Raw genomic sequence first — 17,367 nt, forward strand, 5'->3', positions numbered from 1 at the left:
ATTTTTTTTAATCAACTAAACCCAACAACTTATCTACCCCCAGTAGCCCAATAACTTTAAGCACATTTTCACTGGGTTCAGACAGTATCAAACGATTATTCTGAGATTCCAGTTTCTGCTTTAAAGCAATCAAAAGTTGTACTGCGGTAGTATCAATTTTAGTGACGGAAGCCAGTTGGAGAGAGATATCGCCGTGAGAGTCAGTTGCTTCGGTTAGCAACCTTTTAATCTCATCAACATTATTGATGCCCATCATTTCCGGACACGGAACATTAAACGTATTTTCCATACTCTGCTTTCCAACATTCGGCATAGCGCCTTACCTTTAGAGTAGACGTGCTTTTTTAGCTTGCAAAAAAAAATACAGAGCAGCCTTATCGGCTACTACTAATGGACTAGGGAACAGAGATGTTTTTACTAAGATGAAGGTATTTAACTTGCTAAATTTTTATTTCAGACAAAAAAGTTAACATGTTTATTGACGGGTTCTGGAAAACATTTGGGTGACTAATTCATCATTTTGCTTTTGCTCCAGTTTTTCTTGTGCCACCCATTCTTCGAAACGGACGGACTCAATAAAACTGGACATGGATTTACGCTTGAGATGGATTTTTTTCCATCGCTGCATCACTTCATTAGCCTGACGTTGTGCCATCAGAATCGTGTGCTGTTGAGCCTTGATGACTTGCTCCAGTTGTGAAATAAAATGCTGATAACTTTGCCACTGCTGCCCGGAGATACCTTTTTGCGCCTGTGAGTGAAATTCATCCTCATAGCTGTTTTGATAGCCTGTCAGCTCATCCAGCCGATGCTGCTCCCGTTGCACATTTTCTCGCGCCATCGTCAACGCTCTAGCCAGCTGTTCTTCCTGCTGCTGGATCAGTTTCTCGACAATAACCAGGCGTTGTGAGCGATTCATAAATCATGTTCACCGTTTGGGTTTATAGACAGGTTCAACGGGCTTTCGCTCTGGATGCCAGACCGGTTTGTTTCTGTCCGACTCTCTGACCTTTAGCTTTAACCACCGGCGCCTCGTTTTTTTCCAGACCCAGTCTACTCAGCATGTCACGGCTTTCGTCATAACTGAACGGTTGGCTCAGGCTCTGGCGCAGAAAATCGCGCATCTTCGGCATTTTCTCGACGGCTTTGTCGAGTTCAGCATCTGCACCGGCACTGTATGCACCAATGGTAATCAGATCCTTATTCTGTTGATATGAGGAATACAACTGTTTGAACTTCTGAGCACTAAGCAAATGATCGCCGCTGACAACTTGAGGCATCGCCCGACTGATAGAGGCTTCTATATCGATAGCCGGATAATGGCCCTCTTCAGCCAACCGACGGGACAACACAACATGGCCATCCAGAATTGCCCGACAGGCATCTGCAACCGGGTCCTGCTGATCATCACCTTCAGTCAATACGGTATAAAAAGCCGTAATCGATCCCTCACCAGCTTTAGCATTACCGGCACGCTCCACCAATTGCGGGATTTTGGCAAACACCGAGGGCGGATAACCTTTCGTGGCCGGCGGCTCTCCCGTGGCAAGGGCAATTTCGCGCTGAGCCTGAGCATAACGGGTCAGAGAATCCATCAACAACAAGACGTTTTTACCCTTTTCGCGGAAGTACTCGGCGACGGAAGTTGCGTACTGTGCGGCCCGCAAGCGAATCAACTGTGAGTCATCCGCCGGAGCAGCCACCACCACAGACCGGGCCAGACCTTCTTCGCCAAGAATATCCTCAATAAACTCCTTGACCTCCCGCCCCCGTTCACCGATCAACCCGACCACCGTGATGTCAGCGTTGGTGAAACGGGTCATCATGCCCAACAACATACTTTTACCAACCCCGGATCCGGCAAACAGCCCCAACCGCTGCCCACGACCGACACTGAGCAGAGCATTGATGGCCTTGATACCAACATCGAGCGGCTCGCGAATGGGCTGGCGGTGCAAGGGGTTGATAATATCCCCCTGCAGAGACTTGTTGACCCGGCAATGCAACGTGCCCTTGCCATCAATCGCTTCACCAAAACCATTAACCACCCGACCCAGCAACTCATCACCAATTACCAGCTGATTGGCGTTTTCCACCGGCATGACTTTCGCTCCGGCCTTTAAGCGGGAAACCGGCGTGATCGGCATCAGAAATACTTTCTCCCCTTCAAAACCAACCACTTCAGCTTCCAACTCGTGATTACCATCGATCACCAAACAACGCTCACCGATGGAAACATTGCAACCAACTGCCTCCAAAGTCAGCCCCACCATCCGCGTCAAACGACCGACGACCGTCACGGCCGCTTCATCAGGCACCAATTGCTCATAATGGCAAAAACGCTGCGCCAGAGAAGGTTGATCAGTATCAGGTTTCATGATCAGTCGCTTCCTGAACAACATCTGCTGCCTGCACACCCTCGGCTTTTGGTCCAACAGCAGGGGAAGATTCTTCCTGCAGCGTGGGTGTCCCTTGTTCTACAGTGGGTGTCCCTTGTTCTGGAGTGGGTGTCTCTTGTTCTGGAGTGGGTGTCCCTTGTTCTGCAGTGGGTGTCCCTTGTTCTGCAGTGGGTGTCTCTTGTTCTGGAGTGGGTGTCCCTTGTTCTGCAGTGGGTGTCCCCTGTTCTGCAGTGGGTGTCCCCTGTTCTGCAGTGGGTGTCTCTTGATCTTGTGGGTCCGGTTCCGCACCCGCTGCCATTGGTTCAGCTAAGGTCTGTTCCGAAACCAGTTCCTGTACTTCATCCACTGGCAGTTCCACCGGATCCTGGAGTATTTTCATGAGTACGTCAGGGTTTAGCTCAGCCTCGGTAAGGATGGCTTCAATCTGTTGTTTAAAGCGATGTTCCAGGGTGTAGTCGACCAGGCTGTTGGTCGTGCGCAGGGTGCAACCGCCTTCAGCCAGTTGTTCATTGCTTTTGACCACCCAGTTGGATTCATGTTGCTCGGCTAGCTCGTTGACCAATTCCACATGTTGGGGGTTCACTTCTATGACAATGCGCTCGCTGGGATTAGGTAACGCCGATACGGCTTTGGCGACGATGGCCTGAATCAGCTCAGGCGACATGGACAGTTCCCGAAGGACCAGATTTTTCGTCAATCGCATCACCAGACTAACCAATGCCTGGTCCAACTCCGTTCGCTCGGATTGCAATTGTTCATCAAGCTGAGTCAGCAGGATGGCAAAGGTCATCCGCAACTGATCCATTTCTTCCTGGGCATCTTTCAGTCCCTGCTCATGACCCAGTTTCTGGCCACGCTCTATACCCTGCTCCACACCTTCCGGCAAACCTTGTTCGCGCCCTTCCTGCAGACCTTTTTCAAGACCTTCGTCATGGCCTTTTTTCAGCCCTTCCTGCCAACCTTCCTGCCAGGCCTGGTCCCGAATCTCCTGCAACTCACGGGCAGTCGGTAGGCGTAGCTCTTCCTCCGGCTCCGGTTCAATGGTCTCTACCGTTTCCGTTGTCGGATCAGGAGTCTGCGCCACTTTCTCGATGGGTTTACCATTTTTATCCCATTTGGGCAGAGCCCAGGTTTCAACGTTATGTGTCTGCCGTTGTTTCAATGTCATAATGCCTTAAGGTTGTTTGACCGCCACATACAGATATCTTTTATCTTTCCTTTGGCCGGCAAAGAGCTTTTCAACCCTCTGCTACAACATTTGCTCACCACCGCCACCGAGTGCAATTTCGCCAGCATCAGCCATACGTCTGGCAATGGCCAGAATTTCTTTCTGGGCGGTTTCAACATCACTGAGACGCACTGGCCCCATGGCTTCCATATCATCTTTCAGCAGTTCAGCAGCCCGTTTCGACATATTGGCAAACACTTTCTCAGCCAGATTCTGATCCGCACCACGCAGGGCAATTTTCAGCATGTCAGTGGAGATTTCACGCAACAGCGACTGAATACCGCGATCATCCACATCGACAAGGTTGTCAAAGACGAACATAAGATCGGAGATTTCATTACCAAGATCTTCATCGATCTCTTTAATGCCATCCATAATTTCAGCTTCAATGCTGGATTCGAGATAGTTCATGATATTGGCTGCGGTTTTCACACCACCCAGAGTCTGCTGTTGCGATCCGGCACTGGCAGCAAACTGACGTTCAAGAATGGCATTCAGTTCAGACAATGCCGCCGGTTGCACGGTATCCAACGCCGCGACCCGCATTAAAATATCCAGGCGGACTTTTTCAGGGAAGTAAGTCAGGATTTCAGCAGACAAATCGGAATCCAGATAGGCAATAACGATAGTTTGAATTTGAGGGTGTTCATTACGAATCAGATCAGCCACGGCACGTGGCTCCATCCATTTCAAGGTATCCAGACCGGTGGTATTACCGCCCAACAGGATACGGTCAATCAGGCCACTGGCTTTTTCCGCTCCCAGCGCCTGAGTCAACATATTACGAATATAAGCATCGGCACCGATGCCCAGACTGGTCTTGCCGCCCACTTCTTCCATAAACAACCCCATGGCGCCTTCCACCTGGGACTGGGAAACTTCGGACAACATCGACATCGCAGTCCCTACCCTCTGTACCTCTTTCGGCCCCAGGTTACGTAACACTTCTGCAGCGTCATTTTCTCCCAGAGTCATCAACAGAATGGCGGCCCGGTCCAGCTTTCTTACACCGTCGAGTGCTTTTTCAGCCTCCACGATAGCATTTCGTTGTTCAGTCATCGGACATGATCCAGCTTCTCAATACCATTGCCACTTTGCCGGGATCTTCTGCAATCAACCCACGCAAAGCATCCAGTTGCCGTTCAAAGCTTTCTGAGGCTCCCGGCAATAAAAATTCATCCGCCCCGCTCAGCGTAACCTTATCATCAGTGATAAAGTCGTCATCAATACTCAAAGTATCGATGCTTTCTGACGTTTCTTCCTCGTCTTCGGGTTTCTTCATCAGGTTTCTCAGCGCTGGACGGAATACTGCAAATATTAATATTAGTACAAATAATCCAGCCAGGGCCTGCCGCACCAGATCTAAAAATCCGGGCGTCTTCCAGAACGGAACTTCTTCGATAACTTCCTGCTCCGCCATAAACGGAGAATTGATCACATTGACACTATCACCTCTGGCGGCATCGAAGCCAACAGCGTCCTGTACCAGAATGCGTAAGCGATCGAGCTCTTCCTGCGACCAGGCCTGTTTATTGACAGAGCCATCATCAGCCAGGGTTTTCATGTCATCCACGACCACCGCCACAGTGATACGACGCAACCGGCCCAGCTGATGCTGGGTGTAACTCAAAGTGCGGTCCACTTCGTAGTTACGGGTCGCTTCGTCCCGCGTTGAAGAAGGAGGAGTGGCAGGAGTTCCGTCAGGATTTGTCTGTTCCGGGGCGTTAGCATTTCCAGGCGGCTGATTGGTCAGAGCGCCAGGAATACCACCGTTGTTTTCGCCGACCTTCTGCTCACTCAGTACCTGCTCTGAACGCAGGGCAATGAGATCTGGATTGTACAATTCATCGGTTTGCTCCACCCGGGTAAAGTCAACGTCTGCAGAAACCTGGGCCTCGAATTTGCCACTTCCCAATACCGGCTCCAGGATGGCACGAATCCGGCTGGTCATAGCATCTTCCACCCGGCGGGTGTATTGAAACTGTTTGTCGGTCAGATTGGCTTCGGGGTCCTCTTCTTTATCGCTGAGCAGTCTGCCGCGCTGGTCAACAATGGTCACCTTGTCGGGACTCAACTCCTCGACGCTGGTGGCCACCAGATTGGTAATCGCTTTCACTTCCTGTTTTTCGAGCAGCGCGCCCGGATATAAATCCAAAAAGACCGATGCGCTGGGCTCACGTGAATCACGGACAAATACGCTACGTTTGGGAATGGCCAGGTGAACACGAGCACTACGCACCTGATTGATACTGGCAATGGTCCGCGCCAGCTCACCCTCCAGGCCACGACGATAACGGGCATTTTCCATGAACTGGCTAGTGCCCAGCGGCTGACTCTGATCCAGCAATTCATACCCAACCGTCTGGTCATTGGAAAAACCAGCACCGGCAATGGCCAGACGGGCCTGATGCAAGTCGGACTCCGGCACCAGAATCAAACCGCTGACCGGATCGATATCAAATTCAATACCTTCTGTCTGCAGCAGAGTGATTACTTCTTTGGAATTATAGTTATCGTTGCTATTAAGCAACGGCTTATATGATTTATCCATCGACCAGAGAACGACACCCAAGCCCATGGCAATGGCTGCCGCCAGACCAATCAGCAAACCAACCTGCCGGGTCAGCGCCAGTCGGTTAAAGCCTTCCAACAACGGATTAACCTTAGGATTCGTTTCTTCGCCATCACCTCCCACGCCAGAATCCATAGACTCAGACGTTAAGGAGCGGTCAGCGACTGGAGGTTTGGGCCTGGCTGCGGCTGCCGGTACATTTTCGGTCATAATGAATGCCCGCTATTAATCGTCATCATGAAAAATTCTTGCCATTGACTTTCTGCACGAAAAAACGGAGATACCTGAAAACAGTCTGAATGCCCCTGACAGCGAATATATGTTGATCGTCTGCATGTGTGGTCAGTCATACCAATACACTCCGTTTTAGGTGACTCTTTAACCCTGCTATTACAGGGCCATATTCATAATTTCTTTGTAGGCTTCGACCATCTTGTTTCTTACCTGAGTCATGGCCTGAAACGACACACTGGACTTTTGTAACGCAATCATGACTTCAGGCAGATCCACCTGGGGATCACCGAGCTCAAAACGCTGAGACAAACCACTGGCAGCTTTTTGATTGTCATTAACGGTATCCACCGCTGACTTAAACATTTCACCAAAACTGGGTGGCTCTGACTGCTCGACCGAACCGGTAGACTGACCGGGCATCGGCATTTGGGAATTGATTTGATTGACACCTTGCCGGTCGACATGGGTTTCCGCCGGCCTCGCCTGCTGCATCTGCGACTTGATAGTCCGCATCTGCATCAAAACCTGGTTTATGTCTACTCTGCCTGTGTCCATCTCATGCCACCTTTTTTTGGGTCAGAATTTTGTCTACGTCCATCGAATCCGGATCACTTGTGTCAATACTTCGTCGATTTATGGGAAAAAATTCTATATTCCCCGTCAACTAATGGTTGCTTTGCAATTAGAAGGCCAGTCTTTGCCGTTCAGGCGGCAAGTGTTTGCAATCGAGTGGGTGTCCCCTAAAACCGCAAGCATCTGCAATCGAGTGGGTGTCCCCTGAACAGCAAGCGTCTGCAATCAAGTGGGTGTCCCTTAAAAGTTGAGTGGGTGTCCCCTGAACAGCAAGCATCTGCAATCAAGTGGGTGTCCCTTAAAAGTTCTAGATGACAGCAGGAAAAGCAGGGAGCGGTGTATAGCACCGATGAGATTACAGGCCTGTGCTGCCTGAGATGAGGTTAAACACAGGAATGATTTCTTCACAAAATCATTCCTGACAGGGGGTCATCAGGCAAAAATCGCCCGATCAACATCCACGCCCAGTTCACGGAAACGGGCTAGCTTGTAACGCAGTGTTCTGGGACTGATCCCCAGTCTTTCTGCGGCTTGTTTTTTACGGCCACCGCAGGTGCGGATGGTTTCGATAATAATCTCCAGCTCACGCTGTTTAATCTCACTGCCCAACTCACTATTACTTTTTTCAATTCGGTTGGACACTTCTGCCGTATCGCCAAACAATTCCTGGTTACGCTGTGGTTCGAAGTCCAGTTCAGGAAGATCCACCAACCCCAGGTCCATGTCGGTAATCCAGGCTCCACTCTGCAGAATCATGGCACGCTGGATTGCGTTATCGAGTTCACGCACGTTGCCTGGCCAGCTATATTGTATCAATGCGTTACGGGCACTATCGTCCAGACGGACATCTGCCTTACCCATTTTGACCGCATGAATATGAATCAATCGTTCTGCCAACGGAATCAAATCCAATCGGCGCTCACGCAGGGGTTTCCATTGAATCGGAAATACACTGAGACGGTAATACAAGTCTTCTCTGAATGTGCCTTTTTTGACCTCTTCCAGCAGATTTCGGTTGGTAGTCGCCAAAACTCTGACATTCAATTGAATAGTCTTGCGACCGCCAATCCGCTCCACTTCCCGCTCCTGCAAAACCCGCAGTAATTTCGCCTGCAACCCCAAATCCATTTCGGAAATCTCGTCCAGCAGAATGGTGCCGTTATTTGCCTGTTCAAACTTACCGGGAGAGCTGTTCATGGCTCCGGTGAAGGCTCCTTTCTCATGCCCAAACAAGGTGGCTTCCAGCATATTCTCCGGAATGGCTGCGCAGTTGATGGCAACAAATGGCTGGCCAATACGATTGGAGTTTTCGTGTATGTAACGCGCCAGCACTTCTTTACCAGTACCACTTTCACCGGAAATCAAAATGGTGGAGTCAGTTTTGGCCACTTTTTTTGCCAGATCCAACACCTGCTGACTGCTCGGCTCCACAGCGACTGGTTCATTCATATTGACGGGCTTATCCGCCTTCATGAATTTCTGGATGGTCTCGATCAAAATACCAGGCTCAAAGGGTTTAACCAGATAATCAACTGCACCACTCTGAATGGCATCCACCGCTTTACTGACACTCCCATAGGCAGTAATCAACAATACCGGCAATTTGGGAAACTTCTCTCTGGTAATCGCCAAAAACTCATGTCCATCGATCCCAGGCATATTGACATCGGAAACAACAAAATCGACGCTGGAATCATTAAGTCGTGCGACACCGGCTTCTCCCGAACTTGCCTCGACCACTTCAAACCCATTGAGTTCCAGTGTGTCGCAGAGCGCTTCACGCAAGGCCAGGTCATCTTCGACCACAAGAATTGTATGAGCAGTCATTGATTCAGCTCCTATTGATTAATATCGGTAAAAATAAATTAAACTGACAACCGTTGTGATAGTTACGATTGATTGTCACGGTACCCTTATGTCCGGTTATGACTGACTGTACGACCGCCAGACCCAGCCCGGTACCGTGGGATTTCGTGGTAAAAAATGGTTCCAGCACCTTGTCGACCAGCTCTTCCGGCATACCTGGACCATTATCGGTGACATCGATCCGCAGAGTTTTATGAGCCACCTGGCGACAATGCACCTCAATTTTTGCATCCCGCTCAATTGCGTCGACCGCATTATTGATCAGGTTCTGAATCGCTCCGATCAGAGTTTCTTTATTGCACAGAATGAGCTCATCACCTACTTCGTTAATAATGTCGAGCTGTGCGCCGTGTTCCAGTAACACCGTCTCACAGGCATTTTGCAAATCCAGCATCAACTCTTTGACGCTGATTTCATTGAGCAGGCGAGAATCTCCCTTGGCAAAGATCAGCATGTCTCGAACCTGCTGTTCAAGGTGATTCAATCGTGCCTGTAACTTATGAATAAACTTATCTTTCTGATCAGATGACAACTCCGGCCGATTCAGGTTTCCAGCGTATAACATCGCTGCAGACAGCGGGGTTCTGATCTGATGGGCCAAAGACGCTACCATCCGACCCATCGCACTTAAACGCTCCTGCCGGGCAATCTGCTGCTGTAGGGAACGGGTTTGAGTATGATCGGTCAGCAAAATTAATTGCCCGGCACCATCCAGTGCCGTCGTTGCCAGATTAACCAATCGACCATTTCTCAGAGAAATTTCGTGTCCATCACTGGCCTGTGGCGAAAATACAGAACGAATAACTGAACGCCAGCGCTGGCCTTTCAACGGCACTTCCAGCAATGCTTCTGCCGCAGGATTGGCGCGCTGAATCCAACCTTTTTGATCAAGTACCAATACTCCGGCCGGCATCAGGTTCAACAAACTTTCAAGTTGGTCCGCGAGCTTTTCTTTTTCTGCCAGCTCCCGCATCCGCTGCTCACTGACGGTAGCCAATTCGCCGCTCAGTTCCACCACACGGGTTTCAAGCCACTGATAAGATTCAGTCAGCTGTTCGGACATTTTATTAAAAACGTCAAAAGCCTGTTTCAGCTCTTCCAGTCGTTCTGCGGAGAGAGAAGCCTCGGCGGTCAATGGAAACATACCCGGCCAGGATAGAGGCTTGGAGCCGTTTCGGGACACCGTAGGCACAGAAACGCCTGCTGTTTTTTCTGACATGAATGATTCAACCTTGTGTCAAAAGCCAGTCATTTTTAGCTGATTCTGCACAAAGCGGGCCAAAAAAAACCGGCTGTCAGCCGGTTTTTTAAAATACTATTCCAGAGAGTCAAAAAGTTAGGATGTTAACGCTGTCAGAGCGATGCGGGGTTCATTAAAAAACACCCTAAAAACAACCGGTACAACCGATTGTTTATCATGCCAGTTCTTTTTTACTCAGATTATATTTACGCATTTTCTCCACCAGAGTGGTTCTGCGTATATGCAGCTTCTCGGCGGCTCTGGCAACAACACCATTGGCGTCATCCAATGCCTGCTGAATCAGGCTACGCTCCAGATCAGTCAAATATTCTTTCAGATCCAACCCGTTGACCGGTAGCAGCGCCGGTTGATTCGGCTCTGTCGACGTCATCACCGAATTACCGTTGATCATCGACGACTCAGAAACCGCCACTTCCGGCGAATCTGTCATAAAACCGCTGTTCGCCAGTTCACCCAGCTCATCGATATGGCGGTATTTTTTTGGCATTTCATTGACACCAATGACGCCATACGGATGCATAATGGCCAGACGCTCAACCAAATTGGCCATTTCTCGGATATTGCCCGGCCATTCATGATTGCTCAAAGACATCACCGCCGCAGAATTAAAGCGAATAGAACCACGCTTTTCATTCTCCATTCGTGAAATCAGTTCGTTCAGCAATAATGGAATGTCTTCCCGCCGCTCACGCAGGGCCGGCATTTCAATGGGGAATACATTCAAACGATAATAGAGGTCTTCACGAAACGTGCCCTCCTCAATCATTTTTTCCAAATCTCGGTGGGTCGCCGCCACCACTCGGACATCGCTGCTAAAAGTCTTGGTTCCGCCAACACGCTCAAACGTTCTTTCCTGCAGCACCCGCAGCAGCTTTACCTGCATGGTCAGTGGCAGATCACCGATTTCATCGAGAAACAGGGTACCGCCTTCGGCCATTTCGAAACGACCGGCACGGGTGGAAATAGCACCGGTAAACGACCCTTTTTCATGTCCGAACAGTTCACTTTCAATCAACTCGCCCGGAATGGCACCACAATTAACAGGCACAAACGGCTTGTGACGACGGTGAGAGTTATAGTGCAGATTACGGGCAACCACTTCTTTACCCGTCCCGGATTCTCCGGTGATCAACACAGTGACATCTTTATCGGCCACCTGGGCCATCATTTCACGTACCGCCTGAATCGTCCGGCTGGACCCAACCAGACTGCGGAACAGATTGGTTTCCCGGCGCTGATCACGGCCACGTGATAAGTCCATCTGTTCACGATAAACCTGAGCACGATGCAGCGTATCGACCATTACATTGTAACTGGGAGGATGCGGAATACGGGCGATGACAACGCGCTTGAGCTCTTCCTCGATGCTTTCATCAGCGTGGAAAGACCCTATCATGATCACTGGTAAGCCTCTGTCCCAGCTCATGATCTCGGTTAACACCCGGTTAATCCCAACCCGACATTCACCTAAAATAACTGCACTGACTTCGTCTTTGGTCTGAAAAGCCTCGTTGGCCTTCAGCTTCCATTCGTCAACTCCAGAGTCGTATGCCTCTTCCCCAAGAAAATCCATGATGACGCGTATTTCCTGGCGCCGATCGATATTGTCATCGATGATGAGAACTTTCGTCTCTTGCCACATAGCTGACTGGTTCCTGTAACTGACTCATTTTTTGAACAACGACTAACATGCCTGATGAAATTTGTGATCATATCGACACTTTTTCCAATATGGTGTAGTAAAGAAGGGAAAAAGCAATTAGTCAAATTTATGGCGATTTTTTTGTAAAAAAAGTTGGAATATTATTTTCATGTTGCGAGAAGTAAGCAAACAAAAAACTATTGACGCAAAGTGACAAGCTCTTTTTCGTTTGAGGAATAAATTTGCCGCTTTCTGTGGAAGGTATATTGCCGCTCTGTAAATAACTGTAAATCGTTCTTAAGTCCGATGTATCGAAATCAACCTGCCAGAGCAGAGGAAAATCGCAGGGAGATATGTTCGATACTGGCGTTAATAACCTGCTGATAGGCAGAGGTCATCCCCAACAGGTGACGGCGCAGACGTTCTGTCTGCAGAATATCCAGATCCGGCCATTCTGACAGCTCATGCATCCACATCTGACACTCGCTTTCGATCATGGCTAACCGTTGCCAGTCCTGCTGATTAGCAGTATCAACCAGCCGTTGCTGCAGCCGGGTCAGATGCTCCAGAGCATGATCGAATTGCATAATAGCCACCTCTTTTTTATCACCGGCTTTGAATGAAAGTCTTGGCTTCTTCTTTAATACCTTCCCAGGCAACCTTAATTTCACCCAACAATCGTACCACTTCATCCAGCGCATCCATGTCGTTACGGACATTGGCCTCAAATAACCGCTGCTGCATGTACTCGTATAATCGTTTCAAGTTGAAGGAAATCTCTCCAGCATCCATATTCAGGCTGCTGTTCAGACCACCGATAATAGCAATAGCCTTGTTGATACTGTTGTTTCGGCCTTCAATATCGCCACGCTCTATACACCCTCGGGCTTGTGCCATACGGGACATAGCGCCCTCCAGCAACAACTGGATCAGCTGATGGGGATCGGCATCGACGATGCTGGTTTGATTACTAACTGCCTGGTAATGATTGGCACCTGAGCTGTACATACTATCTCCCGATGATTGACCACTTACTCAAAAGTAGATCCTTCCCTGCTGTTTGACCACATGCAAACCGATTTTCTGCGAGAAACCTCTGAATAATGACCTGCATTACCTCGCTGACATGATTCAAATGCTCACGACTTCCCTACCTCCTAGTCAGCGGCGTGGATCACAAAAACTTGAGTACTTTCAGCATTTTCTTTTTTAAGGCAGCACTTTCTACACTGGCACAGCCGTTGCACCGGTACTCCATACATGGCAGTCAGGACTGTTAAAAATATCACTAACTTATTGATTTTTAACAACCTTACTCATTCTTCATTTGGTAGATACGTGAGAGGCAAGCCGGCAAACCTTGTCCGGTGGGAGGAACAGATGAGCCGTTCAGCAACAACCGCCCGGAAATTTACAGAGGATCAAAGCGATCAGTTCAAGATCTCTACTCTGTTAAGTTCCGCCGAGGCACTTTATGAAAAGAGTCTGAACCCCAGACTTAAAAATGAGCAGTGTGCCGCCTGCCGGAAGGAAGCCAAAGATATTGCAGATATTCTCGCCAATATCAAAGAAACCCGACCGCTGGCACTCAACTTACTGGCCCGTATCGCGATCGACGAAGGCTTTTACGATCAAGCCAACAGCCATCTGATATATGCCCTCAAAGAAACGCCGGACGACCCTTCTCTGCTGTACAGTCAGGGACATGTGTTTCTGGCCCGGCAGGAATATGAAGAAGCGGAAAAACAGTTTGCCAGAGCTTTTCGGTTAAACCCGACGCTGACCCGGGCAGCCAGTTCGCTGGCCTACACCAAAACGCGCCAGGGAAAATTCGTAGAGGCGTTTCAGGATTATCGGGAACTGATCAAATCTCATCCTGATGACCCGCACATCCGTACCAAACTGTTCGAATGCACTGCCAAAATCACTGCCAACCACTATGACGAAGAGCTGGCCAAAGACATCCTGTCGTTATACCTGCTGGAAGGTATCGACTACACCGCTCTGGGCAACATCACAGCCTCGCTGCTGATCCATAAATATGACATACACACACTGCTCCAACATGATTTGCCGCTGGGAATCCTGGATACCGTCTCCCAGGACAAACTGTTGTGCGAAGCACTCAGCAAAATTATTTTCTGCCAGCCCGATCTGGAAAAGTTCATCACCCTGATCAGAAAACAGCTCTTACTGGAAAGCCTGGTGCATTCTGATTTGAAGCAACAGCATATGAACCTGGCAGTCGCACTCAGCCTGTATGCCTCAAACATGGAATACAGCCTGTATATCGACTCTCAGGAATACAGCCTGCTCTCCGCCCTGGAAGACCTGATCAATGCCGTGATCAGCGCCACCGGCTGGAAGCCTTCTGATCTGGCCGGAGCCACATTGCTTTACAGCATGTATCTGCCCATGGACGAACTGAGCTGTGCAACCGAACTGGCTAAATTTTCCGTTAATCGCTGGCCGGTATGGGCCCGCAAAACCATAAATCATGCCTTGCTGGAAATTATCCAGGAGAAACAGAATTGCGACAAAATTGCATCGATTGGCCAGATCAACGATGCCACCAGTCAGAAAGTACAGGCGCAATACGAGCAAAACCCCTACCCGCGCTGGCTGCATCTCAGTTACAACACGCCCACCAATTATGGCCGGGCGATGGAGCAGGAATTTTCGGATTTTCGGGCGCCTTCGTTCTTCAACACGGGTGACATTAATGTCCTTATCGCCGGGTGCGGCACCGGACAACATGCCATCAAAGTGGCCAAATATTTCCGCAACGTGAATGTCACTGCCATCGATCTGAGCCGCCGCTCACTGGTTTACGCCAGCAAAATGGCCGAGAAACATCATGTTAAAAACATTGAATTTATCCAGGCGGATATTCTCAACCTCGATCAACTGCAACGGCAGTTTCACATCATCGAAAGTTCTGGCGTGCTGCACCACATGGCAGACCCAATGGCCGGACTGGCAGCCCTGAAAGAGCGGCTTGTTCCCGGAGGACTGATGAAACTGGCCCTGTACAGCCGGGCGGCACGACAGATTATTCTAAAGTCCCGTGAACTGATTCAGAAAAACAACCTGACCGGCAGTGCCCAACATATTCGCTTGTTCCGTCAGGCGATTCTGAACAGCAACGGCAACGCGGCGTTTTCCGGCATGTTAAGCTCCTCTGATTTTTACAATATGAGTGGCTGTCGTGATCTGGTATTCCATGAACATGAAACCCAGTTTGACCTGTTACAAATCGACGAGATGCTCAAACAGTTCCAACTGAATTTCATTGGCCTGCTGGTGCAACCATTACAGCGGCTGGAGTTCATCGACTTTATCGGCAACGATCAACAATGCGGCAGCCTTGCGGAATGGGCTGAATTTGAACAACAAAACCCGCATTCGTTTGGCGGCATGTATCAGTTCTACTGTCAGAAACCGAGGTACACCCCAAACGCCTGAATATTGGTTTAAATTGCTACTGATGCGGCATAGTGGCCATGGCGGATATTTGTCCGCCTGCCCTACTGCCGCTCCTCATAACCCTCCACCCACTTCACCGCTCGGTCATGATAAGCGGCCATGTTTTTCACATTAGTTGCTGAATTCACCGCAAATATCCTGCAAACGGCCTGGAGAACGTGCAGAGTTTTAAACATGCTTCTTTATCTGCCAGATCAAACTGCCAAGAGCCCATGAACCCCACCACGAGAGGGTAAAAGCAACCGACCGACAAGCCAAATACACAACGGTTCCGCTTATTCTGCCCAACACCTCCTGCACCTGGGGTCTTACAGACCCTCTCAAAAAACTCCTGCACTGCAGTAACACCTGCCGAACCTCAAACGGCTCCACATGGCAGCTGACCGGGCCTCATCACAGACTTTACTCGCCACACACTTCAGGTTACTGTTGCATCGCGCTGGCAAAAAACCAGCGCCGGGACTGCAACCCCCGAAAATCACTTCACGGCGGTACATCAAGGCGCATCCGCGTCTTTTTTTTGTACTGGTGCTTGCGCACGCCTGTCTGTTTTGGCAGGCCGGGCGGGCCAGCTTCGGCTGGGCCGCTTTCCGTGAAGAGCGGTGGTTGCAACCCGTTTCGGCCTGCCCCCAGTCCATTGCAACGGACTGAGGGCATTGTTTTCTACAATGTTCACGGAAAATTTCATGTCATCTATTCAATTATCCGAAGCCCAAACAAAAGAACTGCTGTGCCACCGCTGCCTGAGCGTTCGCGACGAACACGGACAAATCCATCACCTGCCGGATTTCAGAGCCTTTGGTCTGGCCTACACCCGCCGTGACGCCTGTAGTCAGGTCAGTGCCATACTTGCATTTATGCAAGCCCAACTTGGCCTCTACGACCACCCCTCCTTCAACGGCATGGACGAAGAAGCCCTCATCGGCCAAACCCTCATACTCAGCCTGTGCCGCTCACTGCTCGCACTACCGGAAAATTAAACCCCAAAAACAAAAAAGCCCGGAATAAATCCGGGCTTTCATCATTCGCCAAATCAGTGATCATGCTTACTCTCGCAAAAAACCGAACAACCGGTTTTCTACTGCGCGTACAAATAATTATCATGAAAACAAAAATCCTGGCGTAAGGGCTTTGCCTGCTTTTTGCTGCCTGTGCGGCAGTGAACCGCGGGTGGTTGTGCACCGAGGAATCCCACGTTTTCTAAGCTGCCTGTGCGGCAGTGAACGTGCTAACGGCGTTGACGCTTATCCTGAATTCTTTCTAAGCTGCCTGTGCGGCAGTGAACACAGTGAATCCAGATCAAGTTTTAAAGCTGGTTTTCTAAGCTGCCTGTGCGGCAGTGAACAACATCACAAAGAAGGTTGAACCGGTGATGATTTTCTAAGCTGCCTGTGCGGCAATGAACAAACATTCTCAAATACTGCAATGCCGGAAACTTTTCTAAGCTGCCTGTGCGGCAGTGAACTTCAAAAATCAAAGATGAGTGAATACCTGTCATTTCTAAGCTGCCTGTGCGGCAGTGAACTCTATCAATAAAATCTTACAATCTGTTGTCGATTTCTAAGCTGCCTGTGCGGCAGTGAACGGATTTTGGCTGGGGTTGGGCTGTTGGGATTATTTCTAAGCTGCCTGTGCGGCAGTGAACGCCCCGCCATACAGCCTGGCCCACTTCAGCGCTTTCTAAGCTGCCTGTGCGGCAGTGAACGGACGGCGTCGACGACGACCTGCCCATAATATTTTCTAAGCTGCCTGTGCGGCAGTGAACTCTGAAGTAGAGTGTAAAGTAATTTACAAAGATTTCTAAGCTGCCTGTGCGGCAGTGAACATGGAGAGTTCGAAAGGAGATCAACAAGCGTTTTTCTAAGCTGCCTGTGCGGCAGTGAACCAGCTTTGCGTTTTGGAGCGGCTTTGCGCTTATTTCTAAGCTGCCTGTGCGGCAGTGAACAGCAGAGTTAAGCGAGCCAGATAACGGAAAGATTTCTAAGCTGCCTGTGCGGCAGTGAACGGCTTCGGCTTCTTTCTTGTACGATTTTTGTGTTTCTAAGCTGCCTGTGCGGCAGTGAACATAACGAGCCGAATGTGTCCTGCATTCCTGCCTTTCTAAGC

The 17,367-nt window shown here is 49.6% G+C and carries 14 protein-coding genes and 1 CRISPR repeat array; of the genes, 2 read left to right on the forward strand and 12 right to left on the reverse strand.

Features of this window, described 5'->3' with window-relative positions; all coding sequences use genetic code 11:
- Nucleotides 1-7: 7 nt before the first annotated feature.
- From ACQY6I_RS00225 to fliS, 12 genes are all read right to left on the reverse strand, one after another.
- Nucleotides 8-289, reverse strand: a complete 282-nt coding sequence (locus tag ACQY6I_RS00225; protein WP_428239454.1) for an STAS domain-containing protein — start codon at nucleotides 287-289, stop codon at nucleotides 8-10.
- 186 nt (nucleotides 290-475) lie between these two features.
- Nucleotides 476-919: a flagellar export protein FliJ gene (fliJ, locus tag ACQY6I_RS00230; protein WP_428239455.1), complete on the reverse strand. Its 444-nt coding sequence runs from the start codon at nucleotides 917-919 to the stop codon at nucleotides 476-478.
- Between the two features lie 34 nt (nucleotides 920-953).
- Nucleotides 954-2,378: a flagellar protein export ATPase FliI gene (gene fliI / locus ACQY6I_RS00235; RefSeq protein WP_428239456.1), complete on the reverse strand. Its 1,425-nt coding sequence runs from the start codon at nucleotides 2,376-2,378 to the stop codon at nucleotides 954-956.
- Complete coding sequence (locus ACQY6I_RS00240; protein WP_428239457.1) at nucleotides 2,368-3,567, reverse strand: FliH/SctL family protein; 1,200 nt, start codon at nucleotides 3,565-3,567, stop codon at nucleotides 2,368-2,370. Before ACQY6I_RS00240 ends, fliI begins: the two co-directional genes overlap by 11 nt.
- Nucleotides 3,568-3,648: 81 nt before the next feature.
- Complete coding sequence (gene fliG, locus ACQY6I_RS00245) at nucleotides 3,649-4,686, reverse strand: flagellar motor switch protein FliG (protein ID WP_428239458.1); 1,038 nt, start codon at nucleotides 4,684-4,686, stop codon at nucleotides 3,649-3,651.
- On the reverse strand, nucleotides 4,679-6,409 hold the full coding sequence (fliF, locus tag ACQY6I_RS00250; RefSeq protein ID WP_428239459.1) for a flagellar basal-body MS-ring/collar protein FliF: 1,731 nt from the start codon (nucleotides 6,407-6,409) through the stop codon (nucleotides 4,679-4,681). The genes fliG and fliF overlap by 8 nt, the downstream gene beginning before the upstream one ends.
- A 180-nt stretch (nucleotides 6,410-6,589) precedes the next feature.
- Entirely contained in the window at nucleotides 6,590-6,988 is a 399-nt protein-coding gene (gene fliE / locus ACQY6I_RS00255) for a flagellar hook-basal body complex protein FliE (protein ID WP_428239460.1), read from the reverse strand.
- 450 nt (nucleotides 6,989-7,438) lie between these two features.
- Nucleotides 7,439-8,833: a sigma-54-dependent transcriptional regulator gene (locus ACQY6I_RS00260; protein WP_428239461.1), complete on the reverse strand. Its 1,395-nt coding sequence runs from the start codon at nucleotides 8,831-8,833 to the stop codon at nucleotides 7,439-7,441.
- 4 nt (nucleotides 8,834-8,837) lie between these two features.
- On the reverse strand, nucleotides 8,838-10,091 hold the full coding sequence (locus ACQY6I_RS00265) for a sensor histidine kinase (protein ID WP_428239462.1): 1,254 nt from the start codon (nucleotides 10,089-10,091) through the stop codon (nucleotides 8,838-8,840).
- Between the two features lie 196 nt (nucleotides 10,092-10,287).
- Nucleotides 10,288-11,775: a sigma-54-dependent transcriptional regulator gene (locus tag ACQY6I_RS00270; RefSeq protein ID WP_428239463.1), complete on the reverse strand. Its 1,488-nt coding sequence runs from the start codon at nucleotides 11,773-11,775 to the stop codon at nucleotides 10,288-10,290.
- 317 nt (nucleotides 11,776-12,092) lie between these two features.
- Nucleotides 12,093-12,362 carry a hypothetical protein gene (locus ACQY6I_RS00275; protein ID WP_428239464.1) on the reverse strand — a complete coding sequence of 90 codons (270 nt, stop codon included), beginning with the start codon at nucleotides 12,360-12,362 and terminating at the stop codon, nucleotides 12,093-12,095.
- Nucleotides 12,363-12,381: 19 nt separating this feature from the next.
- Entirely contained in the window at nucleotides 12,382-12,783 is a 402-nt protein-coding gene (gene fliS / locus ACQY6I_RS00280) for a flagellar export chaperone FliS (RefSeq protein ID WP_428239465.1), read from the reverse strand.
- A 372-nt stretch (nucleotides 12,784-13,155) separates the two neighbouring features.
- Between fliS and ACQY6I_RS00285 the strand changes: the two genes are divergently transcribed.
- Both ACQY6I_RS00285 and ACQY6I_RS00290 read left to right on the forward strand, forming a co-directional pair.
- Complete coding sequence (locus ACQY6I_RS00285) at nucleotides 13,156-15,240, forward strand: methyltransferase domain-containing protein (RefSeq protein WP_428239466.1); 2,085 nt, start codon at nucleotides 13,156-13,158, stop codon at nucleotides 15,238-15,240.
- A 707-nt stretch (nucleotides 15,241-15,947) separates the two neighbouring features.
- Nucleotides 15,948-16,241, forward strand: coding sequence for a hypothetical protein (locus ACQY6I_RS00290; protein ID WP_428239467.1), 294 nt, complete (start codon nucleotides 15,948-15,950; stop codon nucleotides 16,239-16,241).
- 157 nt (nucleotides 16,242-16,398) lie between these two features.
- Nucleotides 16,399-17,326: direct repeats of the CRISPR family, unit length 28 nt; unit sequence TTTCTAAGCTGCCTGTGCGGCAGTGAAC.
- Nucleotides 17,327-17,367 lie beyond the last annotated feature (41 nt).

It is taken from the genome of Gynuella sp. (assembly GCF_050297175.1).
Lineage (GTDB): Bacteria > Pseudomonadota > Gammaproteobacteria > Pseudomonadales > Natronospirillaceae > Gynuella.

Coding starts and splice junctions, on each gene's coding strand:
- fliJ (WP_428239455.1), bottom strand. CDS start 919: ATGAATCGCTCACAACGCCTGGTTATTGTCGAGAAACTGATCCAGCAG.
- fliS (WP_428239465.1), bottom strand. CDS start 12,783: ATGTACAGCTCAGGTGCCAATCATTACCAGGCAGTTAGTAATCAAACC.
- ACQY6I_RS00265 (WP_428239462.1), bottom strand. CDS start 10,091: ATGTCAGAAAAAACAGCAGGCGTTTCTGTGCCTACGGTGTCCCGAAAC.
- ACQY6I_RS00260 (WP_428239461.1), bottom strand. CDS start 8,833: ATGACTGCTCATACAATTCTTGTGGTCGAAGATGACCTGGCCTTGCGT.
- ACQY6I_RS00225 (WP_428239454.1), bottom strand. CDS start 289: ATGGAAAATACGTTTAATGTTCCGTGTCCGGAAATGATGGGCATCAAT.
- fliG (WP_428239458.1), bottom strand. CDS start 4,686: ATGACTGAACAACGAAATGCTATCGTGGAGGCTGAAAAAGCACTCGAC.
- ACQY6I_RS00285 (WP_428239466.1), top strand. CDS start 13,156: ATGAGCCGTTCAGCAACAACCGCCCGGAAATTTACAGAGGATCAAAGC.
- ACQY6I_RS00275 (WP_428239464.1), bottom strand. CDS start 12,362: ATGCAATTCGATCATGCTCTGGAGCATCTGACCCGGCTGCAGCAACGG.
- ACQY6I_RS00270 (WP_428239463.1), bottom strand. CDS start 11,775: ATGTGGCAAGAGACGAAAGTTCTCATCATCGATGACAATATCGATCGG.
- fliF (WP_428239459.1), bottom strand. CDS start 6,409: ATGACCGAAAATGTACCGGCAGCCGCAGCCAGGCCCAAACCTCCAGTC.
- fliE (WP_428239460.1), bottom strand. CDS start 6,988: ATGGACACAGGCAGAGTAGACATAAACCAGGTTTTGATGCAGATGCGG.
- ACQY6I_RS00290 (WP_428239467.1), top strand. CDS start 15,948: ATGTCATCTATTCAATTATCCGAAGCCCAAACAAAAGAACTGCTGTGC.
- ACQY6I_RS00240 (WP_428239457.1), bottom strand. CDS start 3,567: ATGACATTGAAACAACGGCAGACACATAACGTTGAAACCTGGGCTCTG.
- fliI (WP_428239456.1), bottom strand. CDS start 2,378: ATGAAACCTGATACTGATCAACCTTCTCTGGCGCAGCGTTTTTGCCAT.